General features: G+C 69.2%; 17 protein-coding genes and 1 other RNA gene. 11 read left to right on the top strand and 7 right to left on the bottom strand.

What is annotated here, in order from left to right; all coding sequences use genetic code 11:
- Window positions 1-14: 14 nt before the first annotated feature.
- The gene (locus E3U25_RS09405; RefSeq protein ID WP_116220558.1) at window positions 15-671 is read left to right on the top strand and encodes a histidine phosphotransferase family protein; all 657 of its coding nucleotides are present in this window, start codon (window positions 15-17) and stop codon (window positions 669-671) included.
- Window positions 672-1,074: 403 nt separating this feature from the next.
- On the opposite strand, the gene E3U25_RS09400 is transcribed toward E3U25_RS09405, so the two are convergent.
- The 7 genes from E3U25_RS09400 to E3U25_RS09370 form a co-directional block, all read right to left on the bottom strand.
- Window positions 1,075-2,346, bottom strand: coding sequence for a glutamate-5-semialdehyde dehydrogenase (locus E3U25_RS09400; RefSeq protein ID WP_116221650.1), 1,272 nt, complete (start codon window positions 2,344-2,346; stop codon window positions 1,075-1,077).
- 98 nt (window positions 2,347-2,444) lie between these two features.
- Window positions 2,445-2,798: a transfer-messenger RNA gene (ssrA, locus tag E3U25_RS09395) on the bottom strand.
- Between the two features lie 173 nt (window positions 2,799-2,971).
- A complete protein-coding gene (locus tag E3U25_RS09390) occupies window positions 2,972-4,024 on the bottom strand; it encodes an ABC transporter substrate-binding protein (protein ID WP_036754941.1) in 1,053 nt (350 codons plus the stop codon).
- A 74-nt stretch (window positions 4,025-4,098) separates the two neighbouring features.
- Complete coding sequence (locus tag E3U25_RS09385) at window positions 4,099-5,040, bottom strand: TPM domain-containing protein (RefSeq protein ID WP_116220559.1); 942 nt, start codon at window positions 5,038-5,040, stop codon at window positions 4,099-4,101.
- Between the two features lie 57 nt (window positions 5,041-5,097).
- Window positions 5,098-6,015, bottom strand: coding sequence for a polyphosphate kinase 2 (gene ppk2, locus E3U25_RS09380; RefSeq protein ID WP_114537560.1), 918 nt, complete (start codon window positions 6,013-6,015; stop codon window positions 5,098-5,100).
- 2 nt (window positions 6,016-6,017) lie between these two features.
- Window positions 6,018-6,944: a homoserine O-succinyltransferase gene (locus E3U25_RS09375; RefSeq protein ID WP_036755021.1), complete on the bottom strand. Its 927-nt coding sequence runs from the start codon at window positions 6,942-6,944 to the stop codon at window positions 6,018-6,020.
- Window positions 6,944-7,846 carry a hypothetical protein gene (locus E3U25_RS09370; RefSeq protein ID WP_036754947.1) on the bottom strand — a complete coding sequence of 301 codons (903 nt, stop codon included), beginning with the start codon at window positions 7,844-7,846 and terminating at the stop codon, window positions 6,944-6,946. The genes E3U25_RS09375 and E3U25_RS09370 overlap by 1 nt, the downstream gene beginning before the upstream one ends.
- Window positions 7,847-8,114: 268 nt before the next feature.
- Between E3U25_RS09370 and E3U25_RS09365 the strand changes: the two genes are divergently transcribed.
- The 10 genes from E3U25_RS09365 (at window position 8,115) to E3U25_RS09320 (ending at window position 17,304) form a co-directional block, all read left to right on the top strand.
- On the top strand, window positions 8,115-9,095 hold the full coding sequence (locus E3U25_RS09365; protein ID WP_116220560.1) for a TerC family protein: 981 nt from the start codon (window positions 8,115-8,117) through the stop codon (window positions 9,093-9,095).
- A 227-nt stretch (window positions 9,096-9,322) separates the two neighbouring features.
- Complete coding sequence (locus tag E3U25_RS09360; RefSeq protein WP_072463492.1) at window positions 9,323-10,492, top strand: peptidoglycan glycosyltransferase FtsW; 1,170 nt, start codon at window positions 9,323-9,325, stop codon at window positions 10,490-10,492.
- The gene (locus E3U25_RS09355; protein WP_116220561.1) at window positions 10,489-11,592 is read left to right on the top strand and encodes a UDP-N-acetylglucosamine--N-acetylmuramyl-(pentapeptide) pyrophosphoryl-undecaprenol N-acetylglucosamine transferase; all 1,104 of its coding nucleotides are present in this window, start codon (window positions 10,489-10,491) and stop codon (window positions 11,590-11,592) included. The genes E3U25_RS09360 and E3U25_RS09355 overlap by 4 nt, the downstream gene beginning before the upstream one ends.
- Entirely contained in the window at window positions 11,589-13,016 is a 1,428-nt protein-coding gene (gene murC, locus E3U25_RS09350; protein ID WP_116220562.1) for a UDP-N-acetylmuramate--L-alanine ligase, read from the top strand. Before E3U25_RS09355 ends, murC begins: the two co-directional genes overlap by 4 nt.
- Window positions 13,013-13,288, top strand: coding sequence for a DUF2484 family protein (locus tag E3U25_RS09345; RefSeq protein ID WP_036754962.1), 276 nt, complete (start codon window positions 13,013-13,015; stop codon window positions 13,286-13,288). Before murC ends, E3U25_RS09345 begins: the two co-directional genes overlap by 4 nt.
- A gap of 12 nt (window positions 13,289-13,300) precedes the next feature.
- Entirely contained in the window at window positions 13,301-13,669 is a 369-nt protein-coding gene (locus E3U25_RS09340) for a hypothetical protein (RefSeq protein ID WP_072463489.1), read from the top strand.
- A gap of 44 nt (window positions 13,670-13,713) precedes the next feature.
- Entirely contained in the window at window positions 13,714-14,202 is a 489-nt protein-coding gene (locus E3U25_RS09335) for a cell wall hydrolase (protein ID WP_370362656.1), read from the top strand.
- A gap of 115 nt (window positions 14,203-14,317) precedes the next feature.
- Window positions 14,318-15,238, top strand: coding sequence for a UDP-N-acetylmuramate dehydrogenase (gene murB, locus E3U25_RS09330; RefSeq protein ID WP_036754968.1), 921 nt, complete (start codon window positions 14,318-14,320; stop codon window positions 15,236-15,238).
- A gap of 132 nt (window positions 15,239-15,370) precedes the next feature.
- Window positions 15,371-16,294, top strand: a complete 924-nt coding sequence (locus E3U25_RS09325; protein WP_036754971.1) for a D-alanine--D-alanine ligase — start codon at window positions 15,371-15,373, stop codon at window positions 16,292-16,294.
- Complete coding sequence (locus E3U25_RS09320) at window positions 16,282-17,304, top strand: cell division protein FtsQ/DivIB (RefSeq protein ID WP_116220563.1); 1,023 nt, start codon at window positions 16,282-16,284, stop codon at window positions 17,302-17,304. Before E3U25_RS09325 ends, E3U25_RS09320 begins: the two co-directional genes overlap by 13 nt.
- The last annotated feature ends 14 nt before the right edge of the window (window positions 17,305-17,318 follow it).

The following is a 17,318-nucleotide window of genomic DNA, read 5'->3' as shown; positions in this document are numbered from 1 at the left end:
CAGGCTAGCCTTCCATGGACGATCTGACAATCCATTGCCCGCCCGACACCCCCGGCGCGGTGTCGCCCGAGCGGCTGGCCGCGCTGGTCGGCTCGCGGCTGTGCCACGACATCGTCTCGCCTTTGGGCGCCATCGGCAACGGGCTGGAGCTGCTGCAGCTTTCGGGTGACTGGCCGGGCATCGACGACAGCCCCGAGATGCAGCTGATCGCCGAAAGCGTCGAGGCGGCGCGGGCGCGGATACGCTGGTTTCGCGTGGCCTTCGGCCATGCCGTGCCGGACCAGCGCCTTGGCCTGGCCGAACTGGCCGCGCTGCTGGCCGAAGTCGAGAAGGGCGGCCGCATCCGCCTGCGGCTGGAGGCCGAGGGCGACCTGCCGCGCGTCGAGGCCCGCCTGATCCTGCTGGCGCTGATGTGCCTTGAGACGGCGATGCCCTGGGGCGGCAGCGTGCTGGTCTGCCGCGGCGCCCAGGGCTGGCGGCTGGTCGCCGAATGCAGCCGCATCCGGTCCGATCCGGCGCTGTGGTCCTGGCTCGGCCTCGACAGGGACCGGGCGCGGCCAGAACCGGGCGCCTCCGAGGTGCATTTCCCGCTGCTGGCCGGTTTTGCCTGCGCCGCCAACCGGCCGCTGGCCTGGGAACTGGACGAGACCGGCGGCGAGATCTCGTTCTGAGGCTCTCTGCCGGGCTTTTGGGGCCGGACCCGCCGTGGTTTGGGTGGGGCTCTGCCGACCATGGATGCGGCCTGTCCTTGGAAAGCCTCCTCGCGCCGAGATCGGCCGCCCGCAATTCATGCAAGGGGCGCGCTGCCGTCGCTACCCCGCCCGGCGCGGCAAACCGGCCTTCGCCGAGAGCCGGTCGCCGCGATCTGGATCGGCGGCGGCAGCGGCGCTTCGGCCGGCGTCATGCTGCGGCCCTGGACGAACGGTCGCGCCGTGCGGCCTGCATCATCTGCGCGCCAATCCAAGCCTTTCGGCAAGGCACGGGGCCTTGCGCGACACCGACCACGGCGCATCCGTGGTCGCTGCCGTCAAACGGGGCGATGCGGCGGCCCCGGCGCAGCTTTTCGGGCGAGGATCAGGGGCGGATGGTGCCGTCGCCGGTGACCAGATACTTGAAGCTGGTCAGCTGCTCGGCGCCGACCGGGCCGCGCGCATGCATCTTGCCGGTGGCGATGCCGATCTCGGCGCCCATGCCGAACTCGCCGCCATCGGCGAATTGCGTCGAGGCGTTGCGCATCAGGATCGCGCTGTCGAGCCCCTTGAAGAAGCGCTCGGCGGTGGCGTCATTCTCGGTCAGGATCGATTCGGTATGGCCCGAGCCATAGCGGCGGATATGGGCGATCGCCTCCTCGACGCCATCGACCAGTTTCACCGCGATGATCCTGTCCAGGAACTCCTGCCCGAAATCCGAGGGCTCGGCGCGGGTGGTGCCCGGCACCTTGGCAAGCTCGCTCTCGGCGCGCACCTCGACGCCCGCGTCCAGCAGATCCTGCACCAGCACGGCGCCGTGTTTCGTATAGAACTGCCAGTCGATCAGCAGGCATTCGGCGGCGCCGCAGATGCCGGTGCGCCGGGTCTTGGCGTTCAGCACCACGCGCCGCGCCTTGTCCAGGTCGGCGTCGCGGTCGGCATAGACGTGGCAGATGCCCTCCAGATGGGCAAAGACCGGCACGCGGGCTTCCTTCTGCACCAGCCCGACCAGCCCCTTGCCGCCGCGGGGCACGATCACGTCGATGAATTCCTGCGCGCGCAGCATGGCGGCGACGGCCTCGCGGTCGCGGGTCGGCACCATCTGCACCGATGCCTCGGGCAGCCCGGCCTGCCCCAGGCCCGTCACCAGCGCCCGGTGGATCGCGGCCGAGCTGTTCAGGCTTTCCGAGCCGCCGCGCAGGATCACCGCATTGCCGGCCTTCAGCGCCAGCGCCGCGGCATCGGCGGTGACATTGGGGCGGCTTTCATAGATCACGCCGATGACGCCCAGGGGGGTGGCGACGCGCTGGATATGCAGCCCGTTCGGCCGGTCCCATTCGGCCAGCACCTTGCCGACCGGGTCCGCCTGCGCCGCGACCGAGCGCAGGCCCTCGGCCATGGCGCGGATGCGCGCGGGATCGAGCTTCAGCCGGTCGAGCATGGCGGGGGAGAGGCCCTTTGCCTCGGCGTAATGCATGTCCTCGGCATTGGCGTCGAGGATGGCGTCCTCGGCCTTCAGGATCGCATCGGCGGCGCCGACCAGGGCGGCGTGCTTGCGCTCGGCGCTGGCCTCGGCCAGGACGGCGGCGGCGGCGCGCGCCTTTGCGCCCAGATCCGCGATCAGCGCATCGGCATCGGAAGAGGTCAGGTCTTTCATGGCGGCATTCCCTTGCATGACGCCTGAAATAGGGGCCGGCGCGCTGAAAAGCCAGATGCAAAGCGGGCAGATGGAAAGGGGCCAGATGGAAAGGGGAAGGTGCAGGATTCTGTTGCCAGGCTCCTGCGGGCCCCGCCTTACGCTGCTAGGCGGAAGGGCTTAAGTTTCGGTTACCCGAGCTGCTTACGCAGCCAGGGCCACCGGAGCACGGTTGTCGTTGGCAACTGTACATTTTGCACCGATAACGGTGGTAGCTCACCGAGACAAAGCAAACAGCTTTAGACGTTCGTCGATCCTGTTTCGGCCCCCTGTGCCCCCAACGAGGGATCTTGGTGGAGCCGCCGGGTACCGCCCCCGGGTCCGATCCGCTTATTACCTGCGCGTTTATGTCCATAGTCCGGGCGAGCCCGGACAAGCGGAATATAGGCGCCACCATCCCGTCGCGCAAGAGAGGGGAACGCTGTTCCCCTCTTGTCCCGCTGCGCGGGCCAATTCACCCCTTGGGGTATTTGGAAAACGGAGAAGAAGCGGGCGCGGCGTCCCGCCTTCTTCGTTCCCAAAATACTCATGCGGCCGTGCCGCCGGCGGACCGCCCCGCCTTCGGGCGGGGCGCTGCAAGGGCCGATCAGAAGCCCGCCTTGATCTTTTCGAACTCCTGCAACTGCTTTTCGCGCTGCTGCGGGTCGTTCGGGGTCTGGGCCAGGATCGGGGCGTCCACGGGCGAGAGACCCTCCTGCACCGCGGGCTCGTCCTTGATCGTCTCCATGGCGACGGTCGAGGTATGGCCGTAGCCGATCGTGTCCAGCAGGCCCTTGGCCGCTTCCGGCGCGAGCCAGGCGTTGATGAAATCGTAGGCCTTGTCTTCCTTGCCCGGTCCGTTCTTGAGATTGATGAAGCCGCAGAAGAAGGTCGAGCTGCCCTCCTTGGCCGCGCGCTGGAAGCCGACCGGGAAGCCGTCGTTTTCCAGCAACACCACGCCGTCGTTCCAGGACCAGGCCACGTCCACCGCGCCCGAGGCCATCAGCTGCGCCTGTTCGGCCGGGTCGGCCCAATAGGCGGCGACGTTCTGGTGCGCCTGGCGCAACCAGTCCGCGGCGGCCGCGAACTGCTCGTCGGTGACTTCGGTCCAGTCGGTGGTGCCGGTGGCCAGGTAGGCCAGCGCCCAGACGTCGTCGGCCGAATCGGGCAGCGAGGTGCGGCCCTGGTATTTCGGGTCGATGAAGATGTTCAGGCTGGCCACGTCCTCGGCCGGCACGGTCTCGGTATTGTAGGCCACCGCGGTCGCGCCCCAATCGGTCGGGATATACCAGACGCCCTCGTCGTCCTTGAAGATTTCCGAATCGAGGAATTTCGCATCGAGGCTTTCGAAGGCCGGGATCTTCGACACGTCCCAGGGCTCGATCAGCCCGGCGTCGCGGTATTTGGACACCATCTGCGAGCAGGGATGCGCGACATCCGCCTTGAAGCCCGAGGCGAGCTTTTGATAGGCCTCGTCGTCGTCGCCGTAGAAGACGAAGGTGGGGCTGGCGCCATGCTGGTCGATATAGCCCTGGAAGATCACCGGCTCCTCGAACCCGGCCCAGTCGAAGACCGTCAGTTCGGGGTCGGCGGCCCAGGCGGCCGTGAGGCTGGTGCTGGCGAGCGCGAGCGCCAGGGCGGGGAAGCGGAGAGGTTTCATGTCGGAGCTTTCCTTGAAGGCAGTCTGGCACGACGCTAGCGGTCCCGCCGCGCCCTCGCAAGCGCGGCCGTGCCCTACCAGCGCCCCGAGGCGCCGCCGCCCCGCGACGAGCCGCCGCCGAAGCCCGAGGAGCCGCGCGCGGCGCTGCGATAGCCCGGCGTCGGCTCGCTGCGCAGCACCGTGCCGGTCGGTCCATACCACACCGTCTGCGGCCGCAGGCGCTGGCGGGTTTCGGACCAGCCGCAGGCCGGGCAGCGCCGCGTGACACTGTCCTGCGAGATCATATGGCCACCCTCGGGCAGCGGGGTTTCCAGCGGCGCCACCTGCGTTTCCAGGCCGCGACGGCCGCATTGCGGGCAGCGGTTGCGCCGCCAGGCCTGCCGCGCGGCGGCGCCCAGGATCGCCAGCCCGGCGGCGCCGAACAGGAAGGGCAGGATGCGGTCCATCAGGCTGCGCCGGGGCATGGCGAGCGGCTGGCCCGCCGCGACGGGGCGGGCGATCAGGTCGATCACCGCCAGCGTGCCCTCGCGGATGCCCTGCGACATCCGGCCGTCGCGGAAGGCGGGCAGCATGGTGTTGCGCATGATGTCCTGGGCCAGGATGTCGGCGTCGTTTTCGTAGCCGCGGCCCAGTTCAATGCGCGCCTCGCGGTCCTGGGCCAGCACCAGCACCATGAAGCCGTCGTTGCGCGCGGCGTCGCCCACGCCCCAATGGTTGAAAAGCCGGGTGGCAAAGGGCTCCAGCCCGTCGGTCCCGCCATGGCGCGTCCGGTCGGGCAGGGTGACGACCGTGCCCTCGATGCCGGTCTGTTTCCTGAGCGCAGCCAGCGCCCTGTCGAGGGCCTGGGCATCCTCGGGCGCGAGCAACCCGGCGAAATCGTTGACATGCAGGCTCTGCCAGTCGGGCAGGCCCTGTGCATGGGCCGGGGCCAGGGCCGCCAGCCAGAGCAGCGCGACCAGCCATGCCGCCATCCGGGCGATTGCGCTGGCCGGGGCGGTCCCGGACGGCCTATCCATCGTCGCTCCTTGCCTCGCCCGCCGCTTTGTCTGCCGCCTTGTCCATCGTCTTGCCCGTCACCCCGGCAGGATCTCGGGGCCGCCGGTGATCCGCGGGTCGGGCTGGCCGATCACCGCGTCGTCGCGCCCGGCGAAATCCACCGCGCGCAGGATCGCCTGGATCGCCGCGATCCGGGCGCGGCGCTTGTCGTCGGCGCGGATCACCGTCCAGGGCGCGATGCCGGAATGGCTGCGCAGCAGCGTATCCCGGATCGCCGCGCTGTAATCGTCCCATTTCGCCAGCCCCTCGACGTCGATGGAGCTGAGCTTCCATTGCTTCAGCGGGTCGCGCTCGCGGTCGAGAAACCGCTTGAGCTGCTCGGCCCGGCCCACCTCCAGCCACAGCTTGACCAGGATCACCCCGTCATCGACCAGCATGGTCTCGAACAGCGGCAATTGGCGAAAGAAGGTCTCGCGCTGCGCATCCGTGCAGAAGCCGAAAACCTTTTCGACCACGCCGCGATTGTACCAGCTGCGGTCGAAGAGCGCGATCTCGCCCCTGGCGGGCAGCCAGTCCACGTAGCGCTGGAAATACCATTCCTCGGCCTCGCGTTCGCTGGGCTTGGGCAGGGCGGCGATATAGGCCGAGCGCGGGTTCAGGTTCTCGCGCACCCGCTCGATGGTGCCGCCCTTGCCGGCGGCGTCGCGGCCCTCGAACAGCACCACCAGGCGCTTGCGCTGGTGGATCACGTCGCGCATCAGCCGCACCAGCTGCAATTGCAGCCCGGCCATGCGGTCGTCGTAATCCTTGCCCTTCATCTCCTCGGGATAGGGATAGGTGGGATCGGGGATGCGCTTGCCCTCGGCCGCCGCCACCGCCTTGCGCAGCCCATCGGGCGCGTCCTTTTCCAGATAGCGGGTGATCGCGCCGACAAAGGGCAGGTCGGGCAGCGATCCCTGCTTGCCGGACCCGGCCTTGTCGCCGTTGCTGGCCATGCTCACGCCTCGCCGATGCGGTTCAGGTCGAAGGGGGTGGTCTGGTAGATCTCGTTGATCCAGTTACCATAGAGCAGATGCGCATGGCTGCGCCAGCGGTTCGTGGGCGTGCGCGAGGGGTCGTCGTCCGGGTAGTAGTTCACCGGCACGTCGATCGGCTTGCCCGAGGCGGCGTCGCGGTCGTATTCGTCCTTCAGCGTCGTGCTGTCATATTCGAAATGGTTGAAGACGTAGAGCGCGCGATGGCCGGGGTCTTGCAGCAGGCAGGGCCCGACCTGGTCCGAGGCGATCAGCGTCTTCAGCGCCGGGATGGCGTCCACCTCGTCCTGGCGCACCTCGGTCCAGCGGCTGACCGGGACCAGCACGTCGTCGGAAAAGCCGCGCAGATAGGGGCTGGAGGGCGCCAGGTTGCGGTGGCGGAAGCAGCCGAAGGCCTTGCGGTCCAGCATGTGCTTTTCCAGGCGGTGGAAATACCAGGCCATCGCCATGCCGCCCCAGCAGACGCCGAAGGTCGAATGCACGTGGCTTTGCGTCCAGTCGAAGACGCGGGTCAACTCGTCCCAATAGGTCACGGCCTCGAAGGGCAGGTGTTCGATGGGCGCGCCGGTGATGATGAGCCCGTCGAACTTCTCGCCCGTCTCCTCGACCTCGCAGAAGCGGCGATAGAAGGATTGCAGGTGGTCGGCGGCCGTGTTGCGGCTTTCGTGGTCCGACATGCGGATCAGCTGGAACTCGATCTGCAAGGGGGTCGCGCCGATCAGCCGGGCGAACTGGTTCTCGGTCTGGATCTTCTTGGGCATCAGGTTCAGCAGGCCGATGCGCAAGGGCCGGATGTCCTGCGTCGCCGCCCGGCCCGGCGACATGACCATGACGCCTTCGTTCGACAGGATGTCATAGGCGGGCAGGTCATTGGGCAGGGTGATGGGCATCATGCGTCCTTTCTGTCGAACTTTCCGGCAATGGCGGCGCCGGCGGGCCGTCGGTCTATGGCATGGCCGATCAGCGCGATCAGGTCTTGCGGGGTCGTCACCTGCGCCACCTCCTCGGCCAAAAGCGTCACGCCGCGCCGGGCCATCGCCTCGTAGCGGGGCTGGCGGTGGGCCAGGGCGCGGGCATAGGTCCAGCGGATGAAGTCGTCGGGGTTCACCTGGTCCTCGCGCAGGCCCTTTTCGACGCGATAGTCGGTCCAGGCCCGGTCCAGGAAATCCGGCTGGTAATACATCGGCTTCGGCGCGCGGTCGAAGCGGCGCACCAGTTCCTCGGTATGCGCGTCCGAGCCCTTGATCCAGACCAGCAGCAGCTCGCGCCCCAGCGCGTCCAGCACCGGGTCGCTTTCGGCAAAGGGGTCCACCACCTCGCAGACCGAGCCGCCGGAATCGCAGACGAAATTGCCCAGGTTGTAGATCTCCTGCGCGCGGCGGATGAAATGGCCGGTATCCAGCAGCGCCGCGATCTCGGCCATGCGGTGCTGGTCCTGGCGGCGCATGTATTCGTCGAATTCCAGCCCGCCGCGGGTGACGCTGCCGGGCTTGCCCAGATAGGTGGACAGCGGCGCCAGGTTCTCGAAGGTGATGTTGCTGGCGATATAGACCGAATCCGACAGCAAGAGCTCGCGCAGGAAGGGCACCTTCATCGCCTCGCGCTTGAAGTTGTCGGCGATCAGCTCGCCCATGTAGCGGGTGCCGATGCGGTAATCGACGGAATAGTGGAACCATTCGCCCGAGCCGCGCAGCATCGAGGCCAGGAAGGTCTTGCCCAGGCCCGACATGCCAAAGAACAGCACGCGCTTTTTCGGGGCGGCCAGCCATTCGGCCTTGGTCTGGTAAAGCATGGGCGATCCTTTTGCGGGGCTTGGCGATAGTTAGTCCCGCGCAGGGCCGAGGGGAAGGGGGACGCGGGCCGCCGGTGGGACTGCCTGTCGAAAAGCCGGCGGGACGGCCTTGCATCGCGCCATCGAGCCCCTATCTGGGACGGGCGGACCGGGCCCCTCTGACGACGCATGTCGTGATGTCGGACCGCATCGAGCCCTGCTCGGTGCCAGCCCGGAACCATTCCCGCCCAAGGCTTCGCACCGGCTTTCGTTCAACGTGGAGCCTGACATGGAACCTTTCTACCTGACCCTGTTTCTCGGCACGCCGATCTGGCTGTGGCTGGTCTTCGTCGGCCTGGTCGGCCTGCTCTTGGCCTTCGATCTCGGTGTACTCAATCGCGGCGACAAGGAGATCGGCGTCGCCGAGAGCCTGAAGCTATCGTCCTTCTACATCACGCTGGGCGTGCTGTTCGGCGGCTTCGTCTGGTATCAGCTGGGCAGCAATGCCGCCGCGGAATACATGACCGCCTTCGTGGTCGAAAAGACGCTGGCGATGGACAACGTCTTCGTCATCGCGCTGATCTTCGCCACGCTGTCGATCCCCCGCCGCTACCAGCATCGCGTGCTGTTCTGGGGCATCCTGGGGGTGATCGTGCTGCGCGGCATCATGATCGGCGTCGGCGCCACGCTGGTCGCGCAATACGGCTGGATCCTCTATGTCTTCGCCGGCTTCCTGATCCTGACCGGCATCAAGATGCTGTTCATCGGCGACAAGGAGCATGACATGGGCGCGAACCCGGTCCTGAGGTTCCTGCGCCGCCGCATGCCGCTGACGCAGGAGCTGCACGGCCATGCCTTCGTGGTGCGCCAGTCCGACCCCAAGACCGGCCGCATCCGCCGCTTTGCCACGCCGCTGCTGCTGGCGCTGGTGATGATCGAGATCGCCGACGTGATCTTCGCCGTCGATTCGGTGCCGGCGGTCTTTGCCATCACCACCGATCCCTATATCGTCTATACCTCGAACATCTTCGCCATCCTGGGCCTGCGCGCGCTGTTTTTCGCGCTGGCGGCGATCATCCACCGCTTCGAATACCTCAAGCAGGCGCTGGCGGTGCTGCTGATCTTCATCGGCTCCAAGGTGTTCATCGCCGACCTGATGGGGCTGGCGAAATTCCCGCCCGCCGTGTCACTGGGCATCACCTTCGCCATCCTCGGCGCCGGCGTCGGCTGGTCGCTGTGGCGCACCCGCAAGGACGTGACGCGCGCCTGAGCGCCAGATTTCCGCCGCCGCGCCCGGCCGCGCGGTTGCCGTCGGGTATTTGAAGAACGGAGAAGGCGGGGCGGCGGGGCGCGAAACCCGGCCGTCTTCCGCGCGATGTGATCCGGGCTGCCACCACGTCGCTCAATCCGCAGTAGCGCGCCGGGTGCAATCGCGCTATGCTTCCGCCCAGACCCGGCAAACGGGCGATGCAAACGAGGCAGTGACGGCGGTAACCCATGACCGAAATGGTCTTTGGCACCACCCCCTTGCGGGCAGGTGACCCGATTCTTCCACGCTGGTGGCGCACGCTGGACCGATGGTCCCTGGCCTGCGTGCTGGGATTGTTCGCGGTGGGGCTGCTTCTGGGCCTGGCGGCCTCGGTGCCGCTGGCCGAAAAGAACGGCCTGCCGCAGTTCTATTACGTCACCCGCCAGGCGGTGTTCGGTGCCATGGCGCTGGCGGCGATGCTGGTGATCTCGACCTTCTCGCCGCGGATGGTGCGGCGGATCGGCGTGCTGGGCTTTCTGGTCGCGCTGGTGGTGCTGATGGCGCTGCCCTTCATCGGCACCGATTTCGGCAAGGGCGCGGTGCGCTGGCTGCGCCTGCCCGGCGGCATGTCGGTGCAGCCGTCCGAGTTCCTCAAGCCCTGCTTCGTCGCCATCTGCGCCTGGTTCATGGCCGCCAGCCAGGAGGTCGGCGGCCCGCCCGGCAAGTCCTTTTCCTTCGGCCTCGCCGTGGTCGTGGTGCTGCTTCTGGCCATGCAGCCCGATTTCGGCCAGGCCTCGCTGGTGCTGTTTTCCTGGTGCGTGATGTATTTCATCGCCGGGGCGCCGCTTTACCTTCTGGGCGGCGTGATGGGGCTGGCCTGCGTCGGCGGCGTCTTCGCCTATGGCGCATCCGAGCATTTCGCCCGCCGCATCAACGGCTTCCTTGCGGCCGAGGTCGATCCGCGCACCCAGCTGGGCTATGCCACCAACGCCATCCAGGAGGGCGGCTTCTTCGGCGTCGGCGTGGGCGAAGGCTCGGTCAAGTGGTCGCTGCCGGACGCGCATACCGATTTCATCATCGCGGTCGCGGCCGAGGAATACGGGCTGATCCTGGTCCTGATCATCATCGCGCTTTATGCCGCCATCGTCATCCGCTCGCTGCTGCGGCTCCAGGGCGAGCGCGATCCCTTCGTCCGCATCGCCGGCACCGGCCTTGCCTGCGCCTTCGGCGTGCAGGCGCTGATCAACATGGGCGTGGCGGTGCGGCTTCTGCCGGCCAAGGGCATGACGCTGCCCTTCGTCAGCTACGGCGGCTCGTCGGTGATCGCCTCGGGCATCGCCATGGGGATGCTGCTGGCGCTGACCCGCTCGCGCCCGCAGGGCCGCATCGGCGACGTGCTGGGCCGGGGCCGGGGATGAGCGACCCGCAGTCCCAAGGCCGGCCGCTGTGCCTGATCGCTGCCGGCGGCACCGGCGGCCACATGTTCCCGGCGCAATCGCTGGCCGAGGTGCTGCTGGCCCAGGGCTGGCGGGTGAAGCTTTCCACCGACGAGCGCGGCGCGCGCTATGCCGGCGCCTTCCCGGCCGAGGTGGTGCGCGAGGTGGTCAGTTCGGCCACCACCGCGCGCGGGGGCGCGCTGGCCAGGCTGGCCGTGCCCTTCCGCATCGGCGCCGGCATCCTGGGGGCGATCCGGGCGATGCGCGGCGACCGTCCCGCCGTGGTGGTTGGCTTTGGCGGCTACCCGACCATCCCCGCCATGTCGGCGGCGCTGGCCCTGCGCATCCCGCGCATGATCCACGAACAGAACGGCATCATGGGCCGGGTGAACGCCGCCTTTGCCCGCCGGGTGGACCGCGTGGCCTGCGGCACCTGGCCGACCCGGCTGCCGCCCGGCGTCCAGGGCATCCATACCGGCAACCCGGTGCGCCAGGCGGTGCTGGACCGCGCCGCCGCCACCTATGCCCCGCCGGGCGAAGGCGAGCTGCACCTGCTGGTCATCGGCGGCAGCCAGGGCGCGCGGGTGCTGTCGAACATCGTGCCCGAGGCCATCGCCGGCCTGCCGGACGACCTGCGCGCCCGCCTGTCGGTCAGCCACCAGGCCCGCGCCGAGGATGCCGAGCGCGTCACCGCCGCCTATGCCGCGGCCGGCGTCAATGCCGAGGTCCGGCCCTTTTTCGACGACGTGCCCCGCCGCCTTGCCGAATCCCAGTTGGTCGTCAGCCGGGCCGGGGCCTCGTCCATTGCCGACATCACCGTGGTCGGCCGTCCGGCGATCCTGATCCCCTATGCCGCGGCGACCGGCGACCACCAGACCGCCAACGCCCGTGCCCTTGCGGAATCCGGCGCGGCGATCCTTTTGCCCGAATCCGTGCTTGACGCCGAGAGCCTCAGGCGCGACATCCGGGACATCCTTTCCGACAGCGCCCGCGCCACCGCCATGGCAGCTGCCGCGCTAACGCTTGCCCGCCCCGACGCGGCGCAGCGCCTTGCAGATCTAGTGACGGAACCGACCCGATGAACGCAGCGACCAAACTTCCGGGCGAGCTTGGCCCCATCCATTTCGTCGGCATCGGCGGCATCGGCATGTCCGGCATCGCCGAGGTGCTGATGACGCTGGGCTACCAGGTGCAGGGCTCGGACGCGAAACGCTCGAAGATCACCGACCGGCTGGAGGCGCTGGGCGCCACCGTATTCGAGGGTCAGCGCGCTGAAAACATTGGCGAAGCGGGCGTGGTCGTCATCTCGACCGCGATCAAGAAGGGCAACCCCGAACTGGAAGAGGCGCGCCGCCGCGGCCTGCCCGTCGTGCGCCGGGCCGAGATGCTGGCCGAGCTGATGCGGCTGAAATCCAACGTCGCCATCGCCGGCACCCATGGCAAGACCACGACCACCACCATGGTCGCGACGCTGCTGGACGCGGGCGGCTTCGATCCGACCGTCATCAACGGCGGCGTGATCCATGCCTATGGCAGCAATGCCCGCGCCGGCGCCGGCGAATGGATGGTGGTCGAGGCCGACGAATCGGACGGCAGCTTCAACCGCCTGCCCGCGACCATCGCCATCGTGACCAATATCGACCCCGAGCACATGGAGCATTGGGGCAGCTTCGACGCGCTGCGCAAGGGTTTCCAGGACTTCGTCTCGAACATCCCCTTCTACGGGCTGGCCGTCTGCTGCACCGACCACCCCGAGGTGCAGTCGCTGGTGGGCCGGCTGACCGACCGCCGCGTCGCGACCTTCGGCTTCAACGCCCAGGCCGACGTGCGCGCCGTGAACCTGCGCTACGAGAACGGCGTGGCGCATTTCGACATTGCCCTGCAGGGTGAGGTCGAGCTGAACGACGGCGAGCCCCCGGTGATCGAGGGCTGCACCCTGCCGATGCCGGGCGACCACAATGTCAGCAATGCGCTGGCCGCGGTGGCCGTCGCCCGCCACCTGGGCATGAAGCGCGCCCAGATCCGCGAGGCGCTGGCGCGCTTCGGCGGGGTCAGCCGCCGCTTTACCCGCGTGGGCGAGGTGGGGGGGGTCACCATCATCGACGACTATGGCCACCACCCGGTCGAGATCGCGGCGGTGCTGAAGGCCGCGCGCCAGGCGACGAAGGGCCGGGTCATCGCCGTGCATCAGCCGCATCGCTATTCGCGGCTTTCCAACCTCTTCGACGATTTCTGCACCTGCTTCAACGAAGCCGATGTCGTCGCCATCGCCGAGGTCTATTCGGCGGGCGAGGAACCGATCCCCGGCGCCTCGCGCGACGACCTGGTCGCCGGGCTGATCGCCCACGGCCACCGCCACGCCCGCGCGGTGATGGACGAGGGCGACCTGGAACGGCTGGTGCGCGAACAGGCGCGGCCGGGCGACATGGTGGTCTGCCTGGGCGCCGGCACCATCTCGACCTGGGCCAACAACCTGCCCGAGCGGCTGACGGAGAAGGCCGCGTGATCGCGCTGGCCAGCCATCCCGCCACCGCGGCGCTTTGCGCCCTGCTTTGGGGCGTGATGGCCTGCCTTCTGCCCTTCGTGCGGCTGCGCTGGCGCCATTCGGCGCTTTGGGCGCTGGTGCTGTGCGGCGTGCCGGTGCTGGGCTGGCTGACCTATCTGTGCGGCCCCGGCTTCGGCGTGCTCTTCCTGGCGCTCGGCCTGTCGCTGCTGGTCTGGCCGCCCTTCGATGCGCGCCGCCGCCGGCGCGCGCTTGCGCAGCGCGGCCTGCGCTAGGGACCGCCGGCGATGATGGTGGCATGGCTGATCGTCGCCGTCACGGTGGCGCTGGCCGCCGCCATCGGCATCCTGCGTGCCGGCGCCCGCTCGTTCCGGGTGCTGGGGGGCGAACTGGCCCTGCTGCTCGGCGCGGCCTGGCTTTGCTATCTGATCGGCGACGGCAAGACCGGCGGCTATCTGGCCGGGATCATCGGCGCGCTGCTGTCGCTCTTGCTGCTGATCGCGGCGGGGGGCCTGGCCGCAGGCGCGCTGCTGCGCTGGGTTCACGACCGCCTGCGGCCGCCGCCGGTCCTTCGCGCGCCGTTCTCGCAGCCCTGGGACATCGTCGGCCTGGGCTGCTTCGCCGCGCTGGCGGTGGTCCTCAGCGCACTGGAATGACAGGAAACGGGATGAAAAAGGGGGACGAGATGACGGAAAGCAGGATGCGGGTCCGGGCAGGGCTGGGCGCGCTGCTGGCGCTTGCCCTGGCCGGGCTTGCCGGCTGCGGCCGCGGCGGCATGAGCGAGCTGGAATGCATGGAGCGGGCGATCTATTTCGAAGCGAACCGTTCCAGCCGCGACGGCATGATCGCCGTCGGCAACGTGGTCATGAACCGCGTCAGGGCGCAGGGCTATCCCAACACGGTTTGCGGCGTGGTCGGGCAAAAGGGCCAGTTCGCGCCGGGCGTCCTGACCCGGCGAATGGATTCGAAATCCCTGCCGGCGGTGCGCGAGGCCGCGATCGCGGTCCTGCGCGGCGAAAGGCAGCCGGGGATTGGCAACGCCATGTTCTTCCACCAGAAGGATCACCGCTTTTCCTATGACAACATGCACTATGTCCTGGTGGCCGGTGGCAATGCCTTCTACGAAAAGCGCAAGAGCCATCTTGTGACCCAGCCCGTGCCTCCGGCCCCGGTGGACGGGCTGCGCTAGATGCGCGGCGCGTCTCGGCAGGCCGCAGCCGGAACCCTGGCGAGATGCGCCGGAAAGCGGCTGCGGCATGCGGGCCGGATTGACGGCGCCCGCAACGCTGATTAACCACCGCGCCATGACCCAGACGCCTCCCGCGCCCCGCGGCGCCCTGACCCCGAACCGGGCCCTTGCCGACCTGACCTGGCTGCGCGTCGGCGGGCCGGCCGACTGGCTGTTCCAGCCCGCGGACGAAGCGGATCTGGCCGAATTCCTGCGCGGCCTCGACCCTTCGCTGCCGGTCTTTGCCATGGGCGTCGGCTCGAACCTGATCGTGCGCGACGGCGGCATCCGCGGCGTGGTGATCCGGCTGGGGCGCGGCTTCAACGGCATTTCCTGCGAGGGCGGCATCGTCACCGCGGGTGCGGCGGCGCTGGACGCCCATGTCGCGCGCCGCGCGGCCGAGGCGGGGCTGGACCTGACCTTCCTGCGCACCATCCCCGGCAGCATCGGCGGCGCGGTGCGGATGAACGCGGGCTGCTATGGCAGCTATGTCGCCGACCACCTGGTCTCGGTCCGCGCCGTGGCCCGCGACGGCAGCCTGCACGAGATCGCGGCCGCCGACCTGCGCCTCGGCTATCGCCATTCCGAGATCCCCGAGGGCTGGGTCGTGACCGAGGCCCGCTTTCGCGCCGAGCCGGGCGATCCCGCGGGACTGGCCGCGCGGATGGAGGAACAGCTGGCGCGCCGCGATGCGAGCCAGCCCACGCGCGAACGCAGCGCCGGTTCGACCTTTCGCAACCCGGCCGGGTTTTCCTCGACCGGGCGGGCGGATGACAGCCACGAGCTGAAGGCCTGGTCGCTGATCGATGCCGCCGGCCTGCGCGGCCACCGCCTGGGCGGGGCGCAGATGTCGGAAAAGCACCCGAACTTCCTGCTGAACGCCGACGGCGCCACCGCCGCCGAGCTGGAGGCCCTGGGCGAACTGGTCCGGCAGAAGGTGCGGGAGACCAGCGGGCACGAGCTGCAATGGGAAGTCATCCGCGTAGGCCAGCCCTAGGAACCGGCCGTAACCCGCCGTCATTGCCGGAAATATCGCGCGAGACGCGAAAAGGGACTTTTGCGATTCCGCCCAAGCGGCTATCCTGACCCGACAAATACCCGGATCAACCGGGGAGCATGAGGCAGAACATTGGCGGGCAGGTCGAGCAGGTCGGCCCCGAAAGTCGTAGTCCTGATGGGCGGACCCTCGGCCGAGCGCGAGGTTTCGCTCTCGTCGGGGCGTGAATGCGCGGTTGCGCTGCGGCAGGCGGGCTATGAAGTCGTCGAATTGGACGCGGGCAGGGATCTGCCCGCGCGTCTGGCCGAACACGCGCCGGACGTGGTCTTCAACGCGCTGCATGGCCGCTGGGGCGAGGACGGCTGCGTGCAGGGCCTGCTGGAATGGCTGGGCTGGCGCTATACCCATTCCGGCGTGCTGGCCTCGGCCCTGGCCATGGACAAGACCCGCGCCAAGGACGTGCTGCGCCTTGCCGGCCTGCCGGTGCTGGACAGCCTGATCGCCGATGCCGCCGAGGTGCGCGCCCGCCACGTCATGGCGCCGCCCTATGTGGTCAAGCCGAACGACGAGGGCTCTTCGGTCGGGGTCTATATCGTGCATGAGGCCGCGAACGGCCCGCCGCAGCTTTCCGACCGGATGCCCGCGCGGGTCATGGTGGAAACCTATGCGCCGGGGCGCGAGCTGACCGTGGCCGTGCTGGGCGACCGCGCGCTTGGCGTGACCGAGATCGTGACCGAGGGCTGGTATGACTACGATGCCAAATACAAGCCCGGCGGCTCGCGCCATGTCATCCCCGCCGAGATCCCGCCGGAAATCGCCGCCGCCTGCCGCGACCAGGCCGTGCGCGCGCACCAGGCCCTGGGCTGCCGCGGGCTGACCCGCACCGATTTCCGCTGGGACGAAAGCCGCGGGCTGGGCGGGCTCATCATCCTCGAGGTGAACACCCAGCCCGGCATGACCCCCACTTCGCTTGCCCCCGAGCAGGCGGCCCATGCCGGCATGGACTTTCCCGCGCTCTGCCGCTGGATCGTCGAGGAGGCGCTATGCAGGGCCTGAACCCCTTCCACCGCGGCCAGGGGCCGGGCGGGCGGCCGGCGCCGGTGCGCCCTGCGCCCGCGCGCCCCGCCCCGGCGGCGCCGCGCACGCCGCGCAAGGATCCGGCGCCCTCGCGCCTGGCCTACCGGCTGAACCGGATGATGCTGCGGCCGCTGGTGCGGCGGCTGGTGCATGTCGGCCTGCCCGCCTTTCTGGCGGCGCTGGTGGCGGGGATCTGGCTGTCGGACGACACCCGCCGGGCCAACCTGACCGGCGGCATCGACGCCATCGTGGACCGCATCCAGCACCGCGACGAATTCATGGTCAGGATGATGACCATCGAGGGCGCCTCGCCCGCGGTGGACAAGGGGCTGCGCGCCATGCTGCCGGTGGACCTGCCGGCCTCGAGCTTCGACATCGACCTGGAAAAGCTGCGCGAGCGGGTGCTGAAGCTCGATGCGGTCGAGGCGGTGGACCTGCGCATCAAGCCGGGCGGGGTGCTGTCGGCCGTGGTCACGGAACGGGTGCCGGCGCTGCTGTGGCGCCATGCCCGCGGCATCGAGCTGCTGGACAAGACCGGGCACCGCGTCGCCTCGGTCACGGGGCGCGAGGTGCGCGGCGACCTGCCGATCATCGCCGGCGAGGGCGCCGACCGCGCCGCGGCCGAGGCGCTGGCGCTGATCGACGCCGCCGGGCCGATCCTGCCGCGGCTGCGCGGGCTGGAGCGCATGGGCGAGCGGCGCTGGGACGTGGTGCTGGACCGCGGCCAGCGCATCAAGCTGCCCGAGGAAAAGGCGCTTCAGGCGCTGGAGCGCGCCATCGCGCTGGACCGCGCGCTGCACATGCTGGACCGCGACCTTTTGGTCGTCGACCTGCGGCAGGAGGCGCGCCCGGTGGTGCGGCTGGGGATGGAGGCGCAGAACGCCATCCGCCGTGCCCGCGGCCAGCCGGAACTGGGCCCCGACGGGTTGCCGCTGCCGCCCGAGGCAACGGCCGGCAAGGCGGCGAAGACCGCGAAGAAAAGCGGCTGACAGCGCAAGGAGGC

Origin of the sequence: Paracoccus versutus (genome assembly GCF_029909795.1) — a bacterium.
Lineage (GTDB): Bacteria > Pseudomonadota > Alphaproteobacteria > Rhodobacterales > Rhodobacteraceae > Paracoccus > Paracoccus versutus.
The sequence above is the reverse complement of the archived record's forward strand: the minus strand, read 5'-3'. Positions and strand labels throughout refer to the sequence as shown.

Bases quoted from the DNA above. Each gene is read 5' to 3' on its own strand.
- ppk2 (WP_114537560.1), bottom strand. From the start codon at position 6,015: ATGGCCAGCAACGGCGACAAGGCCGGGTCCGGCAAGCAGGGATCGCTG.
- murC (WP_116220562.1), top strand. From the start codon at position 11,589: ATGAACGCAGCGACCAAACTTCCGGGCGAGCTTGGCCCCATCCATTTC.
- E3U25_RS09400 (WP_116221650.1), bottom strand. From the start codon at position 2,346: ATGAAAGACCTGACCTCTTCCGATGCCGATGCGCTGATCGCGGATCTG.
- E3U25_RS09390 (WP_036754941.1), bottom strand. From the start codon at position 4,024: ATGAAACCTCTCCGCTTCCCCGCCCTGGCGCTCGCGCTCGCCAGCACC.
- E3U25_RS09365 (WP_116220560.1), top strand. From the start codon at position 8,115: ATGGAACCTTTCTACCTGACCCTGTTTCTCGGCACGCCGATCTGGCTG.
- E3U25_RS09375 (WP_036755021.1), bottom strand. From the start codon at position 6,944: ATGCCCATCACCCTGCCCAATGACCTGCCCGCCTATGACATCCTGTCG.
- E3U25_RS09335 (WP_370362656.1), top strand. From the start codon at position 13,714: ATGCGGGTCCGGGCAGGGCTGGGCGCGCTGCTGGCGCTTGCCCTGGCC.
- murB (WP_036754968.1), top strand. From the start codon at position 14,318: ATGACCCAGACGCCTCCCGCGCCCCGCGGCGCCCTGACCCCGAACCGG.
- E3U25_RS09370 (WP_036754947.1), bottom strand. From the start codon at position 7,846: ATGCTTTACCAGACCAAGGCCGAATGGCTGGCCGCCCCGAAAAAGCGC.
- E3U25_RS09355 (WP_116220561.1), top strand. From the start codon at position 10,489: ATGAGCGACCCGCAGTCCCAAGGCCGGCCGCTGTGCCTGATCGCTGCC.
- E3U25_RS09385 (WP_116220559.1), bottom strand. From the start codon at position 5,040: ATGGATAGGCCGTCCGGGACCGCCCCGGCCAGCGCAATCGCCCGGATG.
- E3U25_RS09320 (WP_116220563.1), top strand. From the start codon at position 16,282: ATGCAGGGCCTGAACCCCTTCCACCGCGGCCAGGGGCCGGGCGGGCGG.
- E3U25_RS09405 (WP_116220558.1), top strand. From the start codon at position 15: ATGGACGATCTGACAATCCATTGCCCGCCCGACACCCCCGGCGCGGTG.
- E3U25_RS09340 (WP_072463489.1), top strand. From the start codon at position 13,301: ATGATGGTGGCATGGCTGATCGTCGCCGTCACGGTGGCGCTGGCCGCC.
- E3U25_RS09360 (WP_072463492.1), top strand. From the start codon at position 9,323: ATGACCGAAATGGTCTTTGGCACCACCCCCTTGCGGGCAGGTGACCCG.